This window comes from Variovorax sp. JS1663 (assembly GCF_002157355.1).
Taxonomy (GTDB): Bacteria; Pseudomonadota; Gammaproteobacteria; order Burkholderiales; family Burkholderiaceae_C; genus Variovorax.
Window position 1 is genome coordinate 17,082 of the sequence record NZ_LYMK01000009.1, and the last position, 17,475, is coordinate 34,556.

The 17,475-nt window shown below is 71.4% G+C and carries 12 protein-coding genes; 3 read left to right on the forward strand and 9 right to left on the reverse strand.

What is annotated here, in order from left to right; all coding sequences use genetic code 11:
* Window position 1: 1 nt before the first annotated feature.
* From A8M77_RS09895 to A8M77_RS09925, 7 genes are all read right to left on the reverse strand, one after another.
* Window positions 2-664 carry a DUF2894 domain-containing protein gene (locus A8M77_RS09895; protein ID WP_086921391.1) on the reverse strand — a complete coding sequence of 221 codons (663 nt, stop codon included), beginning with the start codon at window positions 662-664 and terminating at the stop codon, window positions 2-4.
* Window positions 639-1,289 (reverse strand): OmpA family protein, encoded by a 651-nt coding sequence (locus A8M77_RS09900; protein ID WP_086921392.1) that lies wholly within the window; start codon window positions 1,287-1,289, stop codon window positions 639-641. The genes A8M77_RS09895 and A8M77_RS09900 overlap by 26 nt, the downstream gene beginning before the upstream one ends.
* Entirely contained in the window at window positions 1,286-3,385 is a 2,100-nt protein-coding gene (locus tag A8M77_RS09905) for a DUF802 domain-containing protein (protein ID WP_086921393.1), read from the reverse strand. Before A8M77_RS09905 ends, A8M77_RS09900 begins: the two co-directional genes overlap by 4 nt.
* A gap of 107 nt (window positions 3,386-3,492) precedes the next feature.
* Complete coding sequence (locus A8M77_RS09910) at window positions 3,493-4,185, reverse strand: DUF3348 domain-containing protein (protein WP_086921394.1); 693 nt, start codon at window positions 4,183-4,185, stop codon at window positions 3,493-3,495.
* 91 nt (window positions 4,186-4,276) lie between these two features.
* Window positions 4,277-8,080 (reverse strand): two-partner secretion domain-containing protein, encoded by a 3,804-nt coding sequence (locus A8M77_RS09915; RefSeq protein WP_086921395.1) that lies wholly within the window; start codon window positions 8,078-8,080, stop codon window positions 4,277-4,279.
* Window position 8,081: 1 nt separating this feature from the next.
* Window positions 8,082-9,791, reverse strand: a complete 1,710-nt coding sequence (locus tag A8M77_RS09920) for a ShlB/FhaC/HecB family hemolysin secretion/activation protein (protein WP_086921396.1) — start codon at window positions 9,789-9,791, stop codon at window positions 8,082-8,084.
* The gene (locus A8M77_RS09925) at window positions 9,788-11,932 is read right to left on the reverse strand and encodes a CHAT domain-containing protein (protein WP_086921397.1); all 2,145 of its coding nucleotides are present in this window, start codon (window positions 11,930-11,932) and stop codon (window positions 9,788-9,790) included. Before A8M77_RS09925 ends, A8M77_RS09920 begins: the two co-directional genes overlap by 4 nt.
* 275 nt (window positions 11,933-12,207) lie before the next feature.
* Here A8M77_RS09925 and A8M77_RS09930 point away from each other — a divergent pair, with 275 nt between their 5' ends.
* Window positions 12,208-12,681 (forward strand): ferritin-like domain-containing protein, encoded by a 474-nt coding sequence (locus A8M77_RS09930; protein WP_086921398.1) that lies wholly within the window; start codon window positions 12,208-12,210, stop codon window positions 12,679-12,681.
* 132 nt (window positions 12,682-12,813) lie between these two features.
* Window positions 12,814-13,101, forward strand: coding sequence for a hypothetical protein (locus A8M77_RS09935; RefSeq protein WP_086921399.1), 288 nt, complete (start codon window positions 12,814-12,816; stop codon window positions 13,099-13,101).
* A 77-nt stretch (window positions 13,102-13,178) separates the two neighbouring features.
* On the opposite strand, the gene A8M77_RS09940 is transcribed toward A8M77_RS09935, so the two are convergent.
* Window positions 13,179-14,387, reverse strand: a complete 1,209-nt coding sequence (locus A8M77_RS09940) for an OmpA family protein (protein ID WP_086921400.1) — start codon at window positions 14,385-14,387, stop codon at window positions 13,179-13,181.
* On the reverse strand, window positions 14,384-16,138 hold the full coding sequence (locus A8M77_RS36590; protein ID WP_202820616.1) for a serine/threonine protein kinase: 1,755 nt from the start codon (window positions 16,136-16,138) through the stop codon (window positions 14,384-14,386). The genes A8M77_RS09940 and A8M77_RS36590 overlap by 4 nt, the downstream gene beginning before the upstream one ends.
* Window positions 16,139-16,355: 217 nt before the next feature.
* On the opposite strand from A8M77_RS36590, the gene A8M77_RS09950 reads away from it, so the two are divergent.
* Window positions 16,356-17,387 (forward strand): LacI family DNA-binding transcriptional regulator, encoded by a 1,032-nt coding sequence (locus A8M77_RS09950; protein ID WP_086921401.1) that lies wholly within the window; start codon window positions 16,356-16,358, stop codon window positions 17,385-17,387.
* Window positions 17,388-17,475: the final 88 nt, after the last annotated feature.

Sequence of the window (17,475 nt, forward strand, 5' to 3'; positions counted from 1 at the left end):
ATCAGCGCGCCTTGCCGCGACCGGATTTCTTCGGTGCTTCCGCCCGCGGCGCGCTTGCCGGCACGGCGGCCCGCTGGCTCTGCTCGAGCCACGACAAGGCATCGGCATAGGCCATGAACCGCTCGAGGTACCCGGGCGACATTTCCCGCATCAGGGTGAGCGTCCGGTGCACCAGTTGCTGCGAGTTGAGCGGCCCGGCCTTCTCCGGCACCTGCGCCAGCGACTGGGCGAGCCGGCGGTCGGCGCTGAGCCGGGTCCAGGTGCTCCTGAAGTACCGCATCGTCTTCAGCTCGTACTCTGGCGCCACGCCGGGCACGGCGGCGGCGGGCGACGCACCCGCCGGAACGATCGGCGCGTGCCGGGAGATGTGCTCGACGAGCGCCTTGAGGGCGGCGCGGCCCGCTGCCGGCCTTGCGCCGCCATCCGCACAGCGCGCCGCTTCGAGCTCTTCCAGCCCCTCTTCATAGGCCGCCATCAGGGTCGCGAGCCGCGCATCCAGGATGCGGCGGACCTCCCCCTCGTGGCCGGCCGCGCGCCGGGCCAGCGCCTCGATGAAGCGGAACCGGACCGGGTCGCGGCGGTGGTCCCGCCGCGCGCGCCAGGTGTCGAGCTTCGCGGCAGCCTCGCCCGCGCCTTCGCTATTTGCCGGGCTTGACGTCGCCATGGGAAGTTCGAGGCATGGGCGCCATTTCCACGCGCCGGTTTCTGGACCGGCCCTCGGCATCGGCATTCGATGCCACGGCCTGCTCGGAACCGAAGGCCGCGGCGAAGACCGTCGACGAGGGGACGCCTTCCTCGATCAGGGCACGCGTCACCGTCAGGGCCCGCTGAGCCGAGAGCTCCCAGTTGTCGGCGAAGCGGCGGGCGCCGTCGCGCATCTGCCGGTCGTCGGTGAAGCCGCTCACCATCAGGATCTCGTTGCGCTCCTTCAGGTAGGCGGCCAGCGGCGCGGCCAGGCTCTTGAGCACTTGCCGGCCCTCGGGCTGCAGCTCGGCCGCGTTGAAGGCGAAGAGCACGCTGCCGCTGATGCCGATGCGCCCGTCGACCAGCGTCACGCGGCCCGCCGCGAGCGGGCCGGCCAGGGCCTTCTCCAGCGTCTGGCGGCGCTGCGCCTCCACCTGCCGCTGCCTGACCTCGGCCTCCAGCTTCGTCGCCAGGTCCAGCTGCATGCCCAGCGCGTACACGAGGATCAGCACGAAGGCGCCGAGCAAGCCCGACATGAGGTCGCCGAAGACCGCCCAGACCGGCACGCCAGGGTCGACGCCGGCGTCGAGCTCTTCGCGCGTCATGCCTCGCTGCCCACCGCTGCCGCGGCCGTCTGACGGCTGGCGAACTGCTGCAGATCCTCCACGATCTGCTTCTGCGACATGATGCTCAGGTCGATGACCTCGCGCGCCTGCGCCACGTAGTAGGCCAGCTGCTCGTCGCTGCGCTCGAGCGACTGGCCGAGCGCGCCCTCGATGCGCTGCAGCTGGGCCGCCAGCTTGTCGTTGGACTGGCTGAACTGCTGCACCGCGAAGCCGAAGGCCTCGCCCAGGCTCGCCACCTCGACCGCGCTGCCGGTGAGCTGGGCACCGACCGCGGCCAGCTTGCCGGCCTCCGCGTCCACCTGCTCCGCGAAGCGGCCGCCGACCCGGTCCAGCAGGTCCGCCGAGGTGGAGACCAGCGCGTCGATGGCCGCGCGCTGCTCGGTGGAGGCATGGTTCACCGCGTCGAGCAGCGTGGCCAGCGTGTCGAGGATGCGGCTGCGTTCCTCCAGCATCGTGTTGTCGCGCGTCATGCTGTCCTCGAGCTTCTGGCGCAGCTCGGCGATCACCTCGGCAGCGGCGCGGGGCGCCTCCGAGGCGGCTTCCACGAGCTTGGCGACCTCGGCGATCGTGCTCTTGGCCTGCGCTTCGGTGTGGGCCGACAGTTCGCGGGCGGTCCGCGCCATGGTCTCGCTGAGCTGCTGCTGTTGGTCCCGGGCCTGCGCGCCGGCCTGCTGCCATTCCTGCTGCAGCGAACCGGCCATGGCGGACAGCGCCTCGGTCCAGGCGGCGAGGCGCCGCTCATCGCGCGAGGCCACCTCGGCCTGCAGCGTCGCGTGCGCCTGGCCGACGGTGCCCAGCAGCGAGGCCGCGTGCCGCTCGAAGGTCGCGGCGGCCGCGGACAGCGCCTGCTGCGTGTCCGCCGACAGCTGCTCGCTGGCCTGGCGGTGCTGCGCCAGCGCGCCGCCCCAGGTGTCCGACAGGCTGCCGACCGTGCGCTCGAGGTGCGTCGAAACATCCGCCACCAGCGAGACCGAGCGCTGCTCGAAGGTCTGGGCGAAGCGGTCGAGCGTTCCGCGCAGGTCCTCGGACAGCGCGCCGCTGGTGCGCTGGTGCTCGGCGAGCGCGCCCTGCCAGGTGTCCGCCACGCCGGTGGTGGTGGCCTCGAGGCGCGCCGACAGGCCCTCGAACTGGCGCTGCACGGTGTGGCCGATGGTGTCGTGCAGGGCGGCGGTCTCCCGCGCGATCCCGGCCATCGTGGCCTCGACCACCGGCTGGATCGTCGCGCCGGCGGCGCCGGCGCTGTCGATCAGGCTCTGCTTCAGCGACTCGCCGACGGACGCGGCCAGTCCGGCATAGGCCGCCTCGGCGCGCGTATGGAACTGTTCCTGGCCGGCGGCCAGGCGCTCGTTCAGCGCCAGGCTCTGCCGCTCGATCGTGGCCATCATGGTCTGCAGGCGGTCGACCAGTTGGGGCATCAGCTCGGACTGGCGCTGCAGCAACGCGAGCGAGGCCTCGCGCTGGTGGGCCAGCGAGTGGCCGCGCAGGGTGGTCGCGATGCGGGTGTCGAGCATCTGGCCGGCCTGCTGCCGCTCGCGCCGATGCAGCGCGGACAGCAGGCCCAGCATCGCGGAGGCCGCCACGCCCGCCACCGAGGTGCCGAAGGCCAGGCCCAGGCCCTTCACCGGCGCGGACAGGGAGGCGCGGATGGACTGCAGGTCGCTCGCGCTCTCCAGCGCCATGCCGGTGCCGTTGAGCGTGACCACCATGCCGAGGAAGGTGCCCATCATCCCCAGCAGCACCAGCAGGCCGGCCAGGTAGGGCGTCAGCGCCGGGCCGGGCAGGCCGACGCGCTCGCCTTCGATGCGCAGGCGCACCGCATTGCGCAGCGAGGGATGGAGCCGCTCCAGCCAGGCGGGCAGGCTGGCCGGCGGCTCGGACAGATCCGCCACGGCCTGCGACAGGGTCGAGGTGGCCTGATGGAAGCGGTGCAGTTCCAGCGCACCCAGAAGATAGAAAGCGCCGACGAGCAGCGTGATGGCCAGCGCCAGCGGGCTCGTGCCGACGTAGCCGGCGCCGACCCAGCAGACCGCGGCCAGGCCGGCGAAGAAGACGAGGGGGTGAAAAATTCTGTTCATGTCAGTTATCCATAGCGCTGCGCGCCACCCGCATCGCATGAAACGGGAAACACGCCCGGTGAGGGGGTTGGCGGACCACACGAAGTGGGAGAGCCTGGGGGAGAGCGTCATTTCAGAGCTTCGAGCAGCCCTTCGATCGGTTGCAATCGAAAGTCCAGTTCGGCGAGCAGCAGGTCTCGCATGTCGTTGCGGAACAGGTCCAGCCACGGGCCGGGCCGGGCCTCTCCCTCGGGTTCTTCGTCCGGCGCGGGCTCGGCGCGGCGCAGGCGCGCGAAATGCTTCTCGAGCCGGGACGGGATGCCGGCCAGCAGGTTGTGCTGCTGCACGCCCAGCACCTCTTCCATCACGGCATCCACCGCGGCCAGCCGCGCCATCGCGGGCGAACGGGCCGCCAGGATCGAGCGCAGGCGCTCGCGCTGGGGCCCGATGGCCGTCTCCATGGTCTGCTGCCGGGCCAGGTAGCGCCGGCGGTAGGACGGGAAGTCGGTCGGCGCCTCCTTGGCGGGCGCGGTGAACGCGCCGTCGGCGCCGATGGCATTGGCCAGCGCGTTTCGCAGGCCGGCGCATTCGCTTTCCAGGGTGGCGGTGGGCACGCGGGCGCCCTGTGGCGCGGCGGCGGCCGGGCCGGCGCCCAATGCCGAGGACAGGGAGATGGCATCGGTCCAGCGGAGCCATTCGCCGAGGCGATCGGCAAAGCCGGGACCGGCTTCGCGTGCGTCGGCCGCGTTGTTCTCCGCCATCCGGGCGAGCAAGCGAGTGAGCGCCGAGCCGGTGAAACCAATGCGCTGTGACACTTGCACCTGAACTGCCAGATCGAAAAACCCGCCAGTCTACACGGGCCGGCGGGCGTGGCCTGCGTCTTCGCCACCCGCAGGTGGCCCTGCCGCAGGCCTAGAAGTCAGCGCACCCGTTGCGCCGCTCGGTGTCGATGCAGTTGGTGAGGTTGGGCCGCGAGCGCACGCGCGACCATTCGCGCGCCAGCACGTCGCCGCCCTGCGCGGCGCGGTCGCCTTCCAGCGGACCGGTCGCCAGGCAGATGGGCGCCGGGCCGATGTTGCGGTCGTAGAGCCAGGTGCTCGGGTTGTCGCGCACCAGGTCCGGCTTGATCAGCTCCACCAGCCCGCCCACGGTGAGCACGCCCGGCACCACGTTCACCGCGTAGCCCTCGGCCGAGCTGAAGCTGCCGTTGATCGGGTAACGGCCCGGCAGGCTGAAGGCCGTGGCCGGGCTGCTCAGCACGCCGCTGAAGCCGGCGCCGGTGTCGCCCAGGATCAGGCCGGTGATGCTGTAGGTGAAGAACGGGTTGGGCACGCCGCCCGGCCGAGAGGCATTGCCGATCAGCACGGTGGCGGCAGGCTGCTGTGCATAGATGAAGTGGTTGTCGGCCGGCGTCACCGTGACCGTGCACAGGCCCAGGTAGGCGCAGTGGTAGAGGTTGGGCAGGAGCCCCGAGCCGAACAGCCCGCCGCGCGTCTCGCCGCCCCAGGTGTCGGCCCACACGCGCCAGGGCGCACCGGCGAGGGTGTATGCGCCGAGGTTCTGGAAGCGCGCCGCCGCCACCAGGTCGGCACCACCGGTGCTCGTGGCGTCGGTGCCCAGCGACAGGTCGCCGCTCAGCGTGCGCACCAGCATCTGGCCCGCGCTGGCCGTGCCACCCGAGATGGACTGCGGTAGGTTGGAGGCGGCATCGAAGCCGACGACCGTGGGCGAGCCCAGCGTCAGCGCGTTGGCATCGATGTACTCGAAACGCCCCGCCGCCCCGCCGCCGACCACGCCGACGTTGTTGCCCGGCTGGTTGAGCAGCACATTGCCGCCGGTGGAGCGCGCCAGCAGCGCGTTCGCCGTGATGGAGGTGCCGATGGCCTGCGTGATGTCGCCCGCGCTCAGCAGCCCCAACTGCGGCACCGAAACGGGCGCGGCGAGACGGATGTTGCCGCCGCCGCCGTTCTGCAGGATGAGCTCGGACGGCAGCGTCAGCGGCCCCACCACGGTGATGTTGGCCGCGTGCGTGTTGCTGCCGGCCACGATGGTGGGCGTGGTGAGGTTGCCGAACTCGGCGGTCGAGATCGCGAAGCCGGTGTTGACCGTGCTGCCGAGCGCGATCTGCACGTCGGTGCGGTCCAGTGCGTTGCCCGCGAGGTCGACGCCACCGGGCCGCAGGTTGAGCGCATTGCCGGCGCGCACCGTGCTGCCGATCACCAGCGCATCGGTGCTGCCGTCGTTGACGGCGCGCAGCACGACGTTGTGGTTGCCGTCGATGCGCCCGCCCGGTGGCGAAGTCGTCGAGACGGGCGGTGCGATCCGCACGCCGGCGCCGTTGCCATCGGACTGCCCGGTCACGACGATGTCGCCGATGCCGGTGGTCTGCAGCAGCGCATTGTTGCGCAGCAGCACGCCATCGCCGATCGCCTGCCCGCCGGCCAGGCGGCGCCCCGTCACCGTGATGTTGCCATCGACGGTTCGGATGATCTCGCCGTTCACCACCACGCCGTGCCCCGGCTGTTCGGAGCTGTTGGAAGTAAAACTGCCGATGCCGGTGATCGACACGTTGCCACTGGTCGTGCTGATGGTGCCGGGGATCGCGAAGTTTTCGACCTGGATGCCGCTGCCGTTGGTGTGGCTGCCGAACATCGTGATGTTGCCGGTCGCGGTGTTGATCTCGCTGTTCTGGATGAACACGGCGCCGAGGCCGAAGGCGAGGGAACTCGCAGGCGTGCTGATGCCGCGCAGCAGCACGCTGCCTCCGATGCCGGCATCGCTGCCACCGGTGTAGGAGCCCGGGATGCCGGCGGAAAGCTGCTGGTTGCCCGTGCGCGTGTCGATCACCGCCCCGGTCAGGCAGATGCTGCACATCGAGTTGCTCGCATTCGCCCACGCGCCGTTCATCGTGACGTCGCCGCCATTGGTGTAGATGGATCCGCTGTAGCTCACCTGGCCGCCGCCCGTCGCAGCGCCTCCCCCATTGACGTCGGAATTGAAGATCACGTTGAGCGGATCGCCGATCGAGGCGATCACCGAGGGGCCGTTGCCGCGCACGCTGCGATGGGCGTCGAGCTGCAGCGTCACCGGCCCCTTGTTCGCGGTGTACTCGATCTGCACGTCGTCCATGACGATGTCGCCGAGGAACGGACTCCCGGCGCCCGGGTCGCCGGTGGTGATGCGCACGCTGGTGCCGCTGTTGAGCGCGGCGTTGATGTCGCCGTCCTGGATGGTGGAGTCGGCCACCGGCGCGAAGGGATTGCCGGTGAGGCTGCCGCTGGCCGCGCCGTTGACGATGGTGACGTCGAAGGGATCGATCATCCACTGGCCGGCCTTGCCGTACGGCGCCGATGCATCGGTTCGGATGCCCGCGAGGTCGATGCCGCCGTTGTTGTCGCCCGCAGGCACCGCATAGCCGCCCGAGGCCTCCATGAAGCCGCCGTTGCCACCCCGGGGGCCGCCCTTGGCAGTGAGCGTGCCGTAGGCCCGCAGCGTGCGCTCGCCGAGCAGGCGGATGTCGCCGCCGTTGCCGGCCACGGTGGCATCGGCGCTGATGCGGCTGCCGGAGGCGACGGCGATGGCGCCGGTGTTCGGCTCGCCGCCGACGGCCGTGGCATGCAGCCGCACGCGACCGCCACCGGCCGCGCCACTCGCGTCGATGACACCGCCGCCGTCCGGCACGCCCGCTGCAGGCCGCAGGAGGACCGTGAGGCCTTCGGCGTCGATCTTGCCGCCCGACTGCCCCGCCCCGTTGCCGACCGCCGAAAGCAAACCGCCGTTGATGGTGACGCCCGCCGCGGAGCTGCCGCTGTCGAGCACGATCTCGCCGCCGCGCGCGGCCAGCGTGTCGGCGCGCAGCACGCCACGGGTGTTGACCACGCCCTGCGCGACCTGGCTGCCGACGGTCGTCATCAGCACCACGCGGCCGCCGTCGGCCTGCACCAGGCCGCTGTTCTCCACGCTGCCGAACAGGCCCGGCGACACCTTGAAGGTGGTGAGGCCGTCACCCGCGAAATCGACCGTCACCGTGTCGGCCGACACCAGCCCGGCCGTGCCGCCCTGCGCCACCATGCTGCCGCTGTTCAGGGCCTGTGCACCGACCAGCGCGATGGTGCCGCCCGCACCGTTGCCCGCACCGTTGCCATGGGCGGTGATGCTGCCGCGGTTCTCCACCGTGCCGGAAGTGGCGCCGTCCTGCCGGAACACCAGCCGTTCGCTGCCGCCCATGAAGGCCTCGTCGCTGGTGGCCATCTTCAGGCTGGAGGCGACCAGGCCGCCGACATTGACGCTGGCCCCGTTCGCGAACAGCACGCCGTTGGGATTGACGAGGAACACCCGGCCGTTGGCGTTCATCGCGCCGGCGATGGTGGACAGCTCGTTGCCGGTGACGCGGTTGAGCAGCACGCTGCTGGCACTGGGCTGCGCGATGTTGACCGCGTTGCCCGGGCCGATGGAGAAGCCCTGCCAGTCGATGATGGCGCGCTGCGTGCCCTGCGTGATCGGCAGGATGGTGCCGGCGGCCGAGGGCGCGCCGGCCGCGGTCAGCGGCAGGTTGTTCGGGCCGCTGCCCACCGCCACGCTGCCGCCGCGCACCACGAAGCTGTTCCAGCTGGGCAGTTGCGCCAGCGCCGGCACTGCGGCGCCCATGCAGGCCAGGGCCAGCGCCACGGGACGCAAGGTGAAACGCACGGGCCTGGAGGTGGAGCGGGTGTTCATTTCAGAAACTCTTCTGCGCCTGCACGAACAGGCGCGGGTTGCGGCCGCCGCCGTCGGTCTGCGCCGGCCGGGTGCCGTCGCGCCAGGCCAGGCTCGCGTTGATGGCGAAGTTGCCCGGCCGCGACCACGACAGCCCGACGCCGAAGCCGCGCAGGCTCAGGTAGTTGGAGCCGTCGAGCGGGCCGGCGTCGCGCGCGAGGCGTCCGCGCGCCGCGTCGTAGAACACGAAGGGCGTGAGCTCCTCGTTGTAGGACCAGCGCCACTCGACCGTGCCGATCCAGCCCTGGTCCACCAGCGCCTCGCTGGAGGAATACGCACGCACCGCGCGCGCGCCGCCGAGCGACAGCTTCTCGGAGGCATCGAGGTTCTTGTTGGCCCACTGGCCACCCACCGACAGGAACAGCGAATGCCGCGGCATGATGGACTGCAGCCGCGAGGCCAGGAAGGTGAGTTTTGTGAAATCGCCCTCGGTGCGGCGGCCGCCGAGGCTCTGATCGAAGGCCAGGGTCTGCAGATCGCGGATGTCGAGCTTGCCGCGGTACAGCGTGCCCGAACTGGCCCAGTAGCCGCCGCCCCAGAGCTCGTCGCGCCGCTCCCACGACCAGCCCAGGCCCAGGCCGCGCACCCGCTTGTCAGAGGTGAAGTCCACGGCCCGCATCTCGTCCCGCAGCTTCTTGACGTCGGCCGAGAGCCGCAGGAACAGATTCTGCTGCCGCTGACGGATCACCGGGTAGCTCAGCGAGACGTCGAACACGTCGGCGCGGCCCTGCGCGTCCAGGTCGGAGAACTGGCCGCCCAGCTCGTAGCGCACCCGCGCGAGCCCGATGCCGGCCCGCAGCCCGCTCGTGCCGAGCGGCGCCTCGTAGGCGGCCCGGCCGAACCAGAGCCCGTCGTCGGAGACCATGGCGCGCAGGTCCATGTTGTCGCCGATGCCGAAGGGACTGAGCCAGCGCGCGGTGCCGCCCAGGCGGTAGCGCCCCGATTCCTTGGTGCCGTGGTTGTCGGCCTCGCCGGAGAAGACCCAGCGCGGGCCGGCCGACACCTCGACCGTCAGGTCGGTGGTGCCGGGCTCGGTGCCTTCCTGCAGGCCGGAGGACACGCGCACGCCGGGCTGGTCGGACAGCACCAGCATCGCGCGCTCGTAGCGCTGGCCGTTGACCGCCTCGCCCGCCTGCAGCGGCGCGAGGAAGCCGCGCACGCGCGCCTCGCTGATCGGCGCGTCGGGCGCGACCAGCACCTCGACCTTGCCGAGCCGGCCCTCGATGACGCTGATCTCGACCACGCCGCCCTGCACTGTCTGCACCGGCACCACCGCCTGCGCGAGGAAGTAGCCGCGCTCGCGGTACTTGGCGGTGATGGCCTGCGCCAGCGCCTCCAGGTCGGCCAGCGTGACGTCACGGCCGATGTAGGGGCGCGTGATGGCCTGCAGTTCGTCGCTGCCGAGGGTCTGGGCGCCGTTGAGCCGCAAGTCATTGAGTCGGAAGCTGGCCTGCGGCGCGGGCGGCGCCGGCAGGGCCTGCGGCGACGGCACGGCGGCCTGGGCCACCTGGCGGTCGCAGCTGCCGCACGGGTCCTTCGTCGGCGCGAGCGTGACTGCTTCCTCGCCGGCGGCATGCGCCCGCTGGACGAAGAGCGCCAGCGCCACCATCACGAAGGAGGATGCGGCCCACGCGACCGGCCGCAGGGGAAAGGTTCTGCGTGCAACCCTCATGCCGGGCTCCCCACCTTCAGCCGCCAGTTGCCGATCAGGTTGAAGGGGGCCCAGAAGAAGGGGTGCGACATGCGGGGTTCCTTGAGCACGGCAAGCTGCCCGGCCTGCACGGCCTGCTGGATGTCCCGGCCCTTGGCGAGCTCGCCGTAGAGCGTGCCCATCAGGATGGCGGTGGCATCGTCCGATACCGGCCACAGCGAGGAGATCAGGCTGCCGGAGCCGGCGGAGAGGAAGGAGCGCGTGAAGCCCAGCACCTCGTCGCCCTGTGCGACGCGGCCCAGGCCCGATTCGCAGGCGGACAGCGTGACCAGCGCCGTGCCCTGCATGGGCAGATTGAGGATCTCGTGCGCCTCCAGGAAGTTCTGGCGGCCGTCCTCGTTGGCCAGCAGGATGCGCGAGTAGAGCGGGTCGACCTGGTCGGCCTCGGCATGCGCGGCCACGTGCATCAGCGGCGAGCGTGCGGCGACGTCGCGGAACTGCGTCTTGGTGGCGGCCGCGCCCATGTACACGGTGTTGCGCGGGAACAGCCGTGCCAGCTGCCGGACCTCGGCCTCGGCGCCGGGCAGGTCGTATTTGTCCTCGATGCGCGGATTGCCGAAGGCGGTGAGCACCCCATCCACGCGCGGCGTGCGCTGGGCCAGCTGCACCGCGATGCTCATGGAGGGCGCGACGGAAACGGGGTGGGTCTCGATCAGGTAGCGGCCGTCCACCCGCAGCGCCTGGAAGGGCAGGTAGTGCAGCGGGCCGTGCGGCACGATGACCAGGCGCTCGCCCGGCTTCAGGCCCAGCGGGCCGATCAGCGCGGCGCCCAGCTTGTCGGCATTGCCGATGGCCGCGCGCCGCCCGCGCACCACGGAGTTGCGGAAGGTCTCGACGAGCTCCTCGAGGTCGTCGCGCTTGATCGCGATGCTCTTGGCCTCGATGCCGGCGGGACTCACCACCCAGGCCTGCAGCCGATCCGGCAAGGCATGGAACTGCAGCACGCGCTCGTCGGGCGCAAGGGTGCGCTGCAGTGTGGCCAGGTCCACCGTCGCGGCCGCTTCGCTGCTGATGCGGGCGCGGCCGCGCACCGCGTCGAGCAGGGCGCGCGAGCGGCTGCGCTCGCTGAGCTCGAAGGCGCGCCGCGCGTCGCCCACCTCGCTGTAGAGGCCGACACCGCGCTCGAACACGGCCTGCAGGTCGGAGAACAGGCCCATCTTGAATTCCTCGCTGCGGAACTTCGCGCGCACCGCGTCGACGCCGCCCAGCGCCCGGCCCACCGCGTCGGCCGCGGCCTGCTTCTGCCCGAGCGCGAGCTCGCTGCGCGCGACGCCGTCCCAGGCCCAGAGCTGGTAGTAGCCGCTGTCGGTGCCGACGGCGCGCGTGGTCAGCTGCATGTAGAGGTCGCGGGCCTCGGCCGGCTTGTTCTCGGCCAGCAGCAGCCGTGCGCGGGTGCGGTCGAGCTGGGCCGCCAGCGGCGCTTCGCGCGGCGGCGGCAGCGTGCCGAGCAGCTGTCGCGCGCGCGCGGTGTCGCCCGATTCGATCAGGGCGTTGACCAGCGAGGACTGCACCAGCGGCGCGTAGCGCGGCGAGCTGCTGGCCAGCGCCGTCTCGTAGCTCAGCACCGCGCCGGCATGGTCGCCACGCCGCGTCTGCACGTCCCCGATCACTTTGTTCGCCGGGCCGATCACCAACTGGGGATCGCGCGTCTGCGACTCGTACTTGAGGGCCTCGCGCGCGAACTCCTGCGCCTTCTCGAGCTGGCCCGAGTAGCTGTAGACGATCGCGAGGTCGCGGTTCGCCATCGCCAGCAGGTTGGGGTCGCGCGTGGTGTTGGCCAGGTGCAGCGCCTTGCTGGCCGCGCGCACGCTCTGGCGGAACTCGCCCCGCTCGGCCAGCGCCACCGCCTGGCTGCAGTACTGGTAGCCGCTCAGCTTGGGGTTGTCCTGCCCGTAGAGCACGGCGCCGTCGTTGGTCAGCGCGAGCAGCGTGTCGGTGTCGGCCAGCCGCGCCTGCTCCTGCCTGTTGGCGGCGGCTTCGGCATCGGGTGGCTGCGCCTGTGCCCACGCACTCAGGCTGCCGAGCAGCGCTGCGAGTCCGAGAGCACCTGCGATCCACCTGCGCGCCGCCTGCGCCCTCGCGAACCCCGAAAGACTATGCATTCAACCCCCGCGCGCGGCCTGCCGCGGCCCGCGCCCGCGTGCCGCCGGCGCGCGGCACGCGCGCCTCTCAGACCTCGTTGGGGGGCGAGTCTAGGAGGGGGGTCGGTGCGGGGGCTATTCGCAATACGGTCTAGCGCAAAGGGCGTAGTCCGAAGCGGGCGGCAGCCCTACAGGCGGCGTCAGGGCAGGCTGACGCCGCGCCCGGAAGGTGGGCCAATGATGAAGACATCAGCAGGCGCTCCGCACCGGGGACCACTGAACCAAGGAGTATCTAGATGGCAATGAATACCGAAGTCTCGACCGCCGGCGACGTGGTCGATGTCCTGAACGACCTGATCGAGAACGCGCGCGACGGCGAATACGGCTTCCGCACCTGCGCGGAAGAAGTGAAGTCGGCCGACCTGAAGCGCCTGTTCACCGACCGCGCGGCCCATTGCGCGCAGGCCGCGAGCGAGCTGTCGCAGCTGATCGTCGCGCACGGCGGCAAGCCGGCCGAGGGCGGCACCGCGGCAGGCGCGATGCATCGCGGCTGGGTGCATGTGAAGGGCATGGTGGGCGCCAACAGCGACGAGTCGATGCTCGAAGAATGCGAGCGCGGCGAAGACGCGGCGGTGGCGCGCTACCGCAAAGCCTTGAAGCAGGAGCTGCCGGCCGAGGTGCGCAGCGTGATCGAGCGCCAGGCGGAGGGTACGCAGCGCAACCACGACCAGATCAAGCTGCTGCGCGACCAGGCACGCCAGCGCAGCTGAGCCCCTGGCCGACCCGGCCTCCTCCAGGTGGAGGAGGCCCTCCCTACGCCTGAAGTCGAGTTAGACCAATGGCCACTTACATGCACCGCGCCCGCTCGCCAGAATGCTCTCGATGAACCAAGGGAGAATGCGATGCAGGCAGCAGTGGAAATCACTCGGCGCGGCGACAGGCATTTCAACGCCTACGTGGGTACCGGCAACGGCACGCGGCACCATGCGCGCGAAGGGCTGCCCTCCGTGGCCCGGTGCCTGCAGGACGCGGCGGCCGTCCTGGGGCGCGAATTCAGCTACGCCACCGTCAGCTTCGACAACGTGATGATCGGCAGTTACCCGGTCGCGGTGATGGAATACCGCGCAGTCGAGGTGGCCGACGAGCTGATGATGAAACTCTCCAACCGCCGCACGCGCCACAGCGCCTGAACGCAACACGCCGCGGCCGGCGGAGCCCGGCCCGTTCGGAAACACCGCGGGACCGGCTTTGCCGGTCCGCTCTCGATTCATCCACAACCTACGATCTTGAATTCGACCCGGCGGTCCAGCGCATCCACCGCGTCGTCGGTCCCGCTGCCGATCAGGTTCTCGCGAAAGCCCTTGCCGCTGGTCGTGGTCCGCTCACCCAATGCGGTGGATTCGCCGACCAGGCGCTGCCGGATGTAGCGTGCCCGTTGCATCGACAGCGTGTCGTTGAAGGCGACCGAGCCGGTGCGGCTGGTGTGGCCGACGATGTCCATGCAGACCTTGGCATCGGCGCTGGCCCTGGCGATCTCCCGCAGCCACATCGCGTAGGGGCCGCTGACCTTGGCATCGGCCCAGAACGCGGTGCCGCCCGGATTGAACAGGAACTTCACCCCCAGCTGCTGCTGGGCGATGCCGTAGGCGACGATCTTGCCGAAGGCCTGCTCGGCTTCCGCTGTGCGGCCCAGCTTGGCCGAGCTCAGGTAGATGCCGTTGAGCACGCGCAACTGCGCGTCGCCGGCGGACGTGCCACCCGCCGCGTTGTACTGCGCCAGGGCGTCCTGGTAGCGCTCAGCGTTGTAGTACGTGGTGGCGTCCTTGATCACCGGGGCGACCGCGATGCGCTCCAGGTAGTACGCGTCGGCGCGCTGGCCCGCCGGGGTGGCGGTGGTGCGGATGTAGCTTTCGATCACCAGGTCCTTGGTGGGAACGGGCGTGTCCTGGTAGTACCGCAGCGGCGTGTGGTCCAGGCCCTCGTCGCGCGCCACCGCGGAGGACTGGGCCACCACGATGCCGCTGGCCAGATCGGTCAGCGCGAGGTCGATGCGCAGCGGACTGCGCGCCTCGGTGACCGACAGCCGCGTCATGGTCCCGGTGAGCAGGTAGCGGGCGCGGCCGAGGTTGTCGCGCTGGAAGGGAAGGAACTCGATCGACTCGTGCTTCGCGACCATGCGCTGGCTCACACGGTCCTGCAGCAGCTGGGTGGCCGCGGTCTGCTGGGCGCTGCCGGCGTCGATCATCGGATCGAGCACCACGCCGCGCTTGGCGCTCATGCGGGCCAGCAGGGACGGCTGCTTCTGGGTCTGCTGGACCAGGCTGTCGGTGGCCTGGGCGACGGCCTGCTCGAAAGGCTGCTCGGCGGTCGAACTCGGCGGCGGCGGGACGGTCGCGCAGCCGGCCAGGGCGAGCAGCATGGCGGCGAAAGCGCACGACGCGTGCTGCCGCAGATTTCGGATGGTCGCGTTCATCATTCGCACCCCTTTCTCAGAAGGGCCACCTCGCCCGGCGCCAGCGAGCCGAGCGAGGCGCGTTGGAGGAGTTCGCTGCAGCGGCTCGGCGCCGACGCCGGCGCAGCCTCGGCCTGCAGGCGCCGCGGCTCCGGCGGTGCGACCTCCACGGCCGCGGCGCGCGGCTCACGACGCGCCAGGCGCGCCGGCTCGGCCTTGGCCACCGGAGCTGACACCACCATGGGCTTGGTGACGGGCGGCGCCACCCTGGGCAGCGGAGCGGGCGTCACCGGCTCGGCTCGGTAGATCGGTGGGGGTGAGACCGGCTCGGTCCTGGCGAGCGGCACCGGCATCGTCGGCTCGACCGTGACGGACGGGACCGGGGTGACCGGCACAGCCTTCGCGACCGGCGCGGGCGCCGTCGGGACGGCCTTGACAGCCGGGACAGGGACCGGCACCGGCGTCGGCAGGCCGGCCTGCACGGCCAGCGGAGGCTGCGTCAGCACCGGATCGCCGATGCGGTAGTAGCCAGCGGTGCCCAGCGCCGCCAGCACCACCGCGCCGCACAGCCCCCACAGCCCCAGGCGGCCGGCGCCGCTCGGTGCCGGCTGCGGCCGCTGCGCCAGAGCCGCGAGGAATTCGGCCCGCGGCGTCACCGGCGCCGGCGGCGAGGACACAAAGCCCCGCCCCGCGGCCTGCGGCTGCGGCTGGACGGCGACCGATGCCTCGGCTGGCCGGATCGCCACGGCCGGCGGGGTCGCCTCGGCGGCGTCCGGCGTCGCCTCGCCCTTCCCTTCGGCCTCGTCCGCGCCACCCAAGCGCTCCCAGAACTCGGCCGCGCTCTGCGGCCGGTCCTTGGGATGCACTGCCAGCGCGGCGTCGATGCCTGCCAGGAATGCCTCGCTGTAGCGGCCGCGCGCCAGCACCGAAAGCGGACGCAGCGGATCGTCCGGCATGCGCTCGACCGAGGACACCGGCGGCTGCCCCGCGATGGCCGTGTACACCACGGCGGCCAGGGCGTAGAGATCGGTCCAGGGGCCCTGCCGCATGGACGCCAGCTCCCCGTACTGCTCCAGCGGCGTGAAGCCGGGCTTGAAGACCACCGTTGGCGACTGCCCTGCGCCGTCGATCACCCGACGCGCCGCGCCGAAGTCCAGCAGCACGGGGCCGTCCTCGGTCAGCAGGATGTTGTCGGGCGCGATGTCACGGTGCAGGCAGTGCACCGCGTGCAGCGTGCCCAGCGCGTCGAGCAGCGGGCGCAGCCAGCCGCGCAACTCGGCCTCCTCCGGCGGGCGGCCCAGCTCGGCGAGGGCGCGCGCCAGGGTCGGGCCCTGGTAGTAGGGCATCGCCATGTAGGCGGTGCCGTTGCCTTCCCAGTAGTGCAGCACCCGTACCAGCGCAGGGTGGTCGAAGCGCGCCAGGATGCGCGCCTCGTTGAGGAAGCTGCGCAGGCCGATGCGAAAGCTGTCGTCGTGCCGCGGCGACCGGACGACCACCCCGGTCGAGGCCTGGTCGCGCGAGGCCAGCACGGCCGGCAGGTATTCCTTGATCGCGACGTGCCGCTCCTGCACCGGGTCCCAGGCCAGGTAGACGATGCCGAAGCCGCCCTCGCCGATCGGGCCGGCGATCTCGTAGTCCTGCAGGCGCACGCCCTCGGGCAGGGCACGCGCGGTCTCGCGCTCGAATTCGGCCCAGTCCGCGGCCTGGATCCAGTCGCCGCCCTGAGTCGGCGGGCCGGGGACGGTGGGCAGGGCAAAGGCGGCGTTCGCATCCATGGCTGCTCAGGCTGCGCCGGGCGGCTGCCTGTCCGTTTCAACCCACCCGCAACGCTCGATCACGATTCGCTTGGCCATGGCCGTTCCCCTGTGTATAGGGGTGAATCTACTGCGCAGTGAATACGGAAGCATTCACCAGAAGCACTAGCCGAAAGGAGGCTCGCAGCTCGCGCGGTCGGCTCCGACGGTAGCGCTACCCCGCGACTAGAATCGCGCCATGAACGCCGAGCCCTCTCCTGCACGCCGCAGCCGCCGTGGCAGCGGCGCGGTCACCCTGCACGACGTGGCCCGCCTGGCCGGCGTGGCGCCCATCACGGCCTCGCGCGCGCTCAACACGCCGGCGCAGGTCTCGCCCGAGGTGCTGCGCAAGGTGACGGAGGCGGTGGCCCGCACGGGCTACGTGCGCAACGTGCTGGCCGGCGGCCTGGCTTCCACCCGCAGCCGGCTGGTGGCGGCGGTCGTGCCCACCATCGCCGGTCCGGTGTTCCTGCAGACCGTGCAGTCGCTCACCGAGGCGCTGGCCGAGGCGGGCTACCAGCTGATGCTGGGGCAGAGCGGCTATGCCGAGTCGCGCGAGGACGCGCTGCTCGAAGCCATCATCGGCCGCCGGCCCGACGGCATCGTGCTCACCGGCATCCTGCATTCGGCCGATGGACGGCGGCGGCTGCTGGCCGCCGGCATCCCGGTGGTCGAGACCTGGGACCTCACGCCCACCCCGCTGGACATGCTGGTGGGCTTCTCGCATGCCGAGGTCGGACGGGCGGTGGCCGCCTTCCTGCAGGCCAAGGGCCGTCGGCGGCTGGCGGTGGTGGCCGGCGATGACGAGCGCTCGAAGAGGCGCCACGATGCCTTCCGCGAGGCCGCGCGCGCAGCCGGCCTGCCCGAGGTGCGCATCCTCTATGTGCCGGCGCCCACCACGCTGCGCAGCGGCCGCCGCGCGTTGGGCGAACTGCTCGCGGCCGACCCGGCGATCGACGCCGTGTTCTGCAGCTCCGACCTGCTCGCTCTCGGCGTGCTGACCGAGGCGCATGCACGCGGCCTGGCGGTGCCGCGGCAACTCGCGGTGGTGGGCTTCGGCGACCTGGAGTTCGCGGCCGACCTGCAGCCGGCGCTGAGCACCGTGCGCATCGACAGCGCGGCGATCGGCCGGCAGGCCGCGCGCTTCATCGTCGACCGAGCCGAGGGCAGGCCGGTCACCGAGCGGGTGATCGACATCGGTTTCTCGATCGTCGATCGCGACAGCGCCTGAACTTCCGATCCGTACAAACCCTAATCTCCGAGGCTTGATCTTTGATCTGGTAGCGCTATCATTCCATCCACCGATGGTAGCGCTACCT

Excerpts from the sequence above, each read along its gene's own strand:
- A8M77_RS09895 (WP_086921391.1), bottom strand. The coding sequence starts at position 664 with ATGGCGACGTCAAGCCCGGCAAATAGCGAAGGCGCGGGCGAGGCTGCC.
- A8M77_RS09900 (WP_086921392.1), bottom strand. The coding sequence starts at position 1,289 with ATGACGCGCGAAGAGCTCGACGCCGGCGTCGACCCTGGCGTGCCGGTC.
- A8M77_RS09905 (WP_086921393.1), bottom strand. The coding sequence starts at position 3,385 with ATGAACAGAATTTTTCACCCCCTCGTCTTCTTCGCCGGCCTGGCCGCG.
- A8M77_RS09915 (WP_086921395.1), bottom strand. The coding sequence starts at position 8,080 with ATGAACACCCGCTCCACCTCCAGGCCCGTGCGTTTCACCTTGCGTCCC.
- A8M77_RS09920 (WP_086921396.1), bottom strand. The coding sequence starts at position 9,791 with ATGAGGGTTGCACGCAGAACCTTTCCCCTGCGGCCGGTCGCGTGGGCC.
- A8M77_RS09925 (WP_086921397.1), bottom strand. The coding sequence starts at position 11,932 with ATGCATAGTCTTTCGGGGTTCGCGAGGGCGCAGGCGGCGCGCAGGTGG.
- A8M77_RS09930 (WP_086921398.1), top strand. The coding sequence starts at position 12,208 with ATGGCAATGAATACCGAAGTCTCGACCGCCGGCGACGTGGTCGATGTC.
- A8M77_RS09935 (WP_086921399.1), top strand. The coding sequence starts at position 12,814 with ATGCAGGCAGCAGTGGAAATCACTCGGCGCGGCGACAGGCATTTCAAC.
- A8M77_RS09940 (WP_086921400.1), bottom strand. The coding sequence starts at position 14,387 with ATGATGAACGCGACCATCCGAAATCTGCGGCAGCACGCGTCGTGCGCT.
- A8M77_RS36590 (WP_202820616.1), bottom strand. The coding sequence starts at position 16,138 with ATGGATGCGAACGCCGCCTTTGCCCTGCCCACCGTCCCCGGCCCGCCG.
- A8M77_RS09950 (WP_086921401.1), top strand. The coding sequence starts at position 16,356 with ATGAACGCCGAGCCCTCTCCTGCACGCCGCAGCCGCCGTGGCAGCGGC.